This is a genomic window from Phytoactinopolyspora endophytica, from assembly GCF_004138495.1.
GTDB lineage: Bacteria > Actinomycetota > Actinomycetes > Jiangellales > Jiangellaceae > Phytoactinopolyspora > Phytoactinopolyspora endophytica.
In genome coordinates this window covers 199,117-199,619 of the sequence record NZ_ML142861.1, presented here as the reverse complement: position 1 = coordinate 199,619, position 503 = coordinate 199,117, and the positions used below count along the sequence as shown (strand labels likewise).

Sequence of the window (503 nt, the reverse complement as noted above, 5' to 3'; positions counted from 1 at the left end):
CCTGCAACGATGTACGACGTGGCGAAGCTGGCCGGCGTCTCGGTGAAGACCGTCTCGAACGTCATCAACGGCTACCCCTACATCCGGGACAACACCCGAACCCGCGTCCTCGACGCCATCGAGCAGCTCGACTACCGGCTCAACGTCACAGCTCGGAACCTCCGATCCGGCCGCACCGCCATGATCGCCCTCGCGGTGCCGGAACTGCGCTTGCCCTACTTCGCGGAGCTGGCTGGTTCGGTCATCGGCGCCGCCGAGGCCGCGAACCTCGATGTACTCATCGAGCAGACCAACGGCGACCGTGCACGCGAGTTGGAGGTCCTGGCAGGTCGCCGCAGGCATCTCACCGACGGCGTCATATTCTCGCCGCTCGCGCTCGGCGAAGAGGACCGGGAGATCTTCGACACCGAGATCCCCATGGTGCTGCTCGGCGAACGGATCTTCAACAGCGGGTGTGACCACGTGACGATGCGGAACACCGAGGGCGCGAAAGCGGCGACGGA

1 protein-coding gene is annotated in these 503 nt (G+C 65.6%); it reads left to right on the top strand.

Features of this window, described 5'->3' with window-relative positions; genetic code table 11:
* Positions 1-9: 9 nt before the first annotated feature.
* On the top strand, positions 10-503 hold a 494-nt coding region (locus ELR45_RS38795), incomplete at its 3' end, for a LacI family DNA-binding transcriptional regulator (protein ID WP_420813934.1).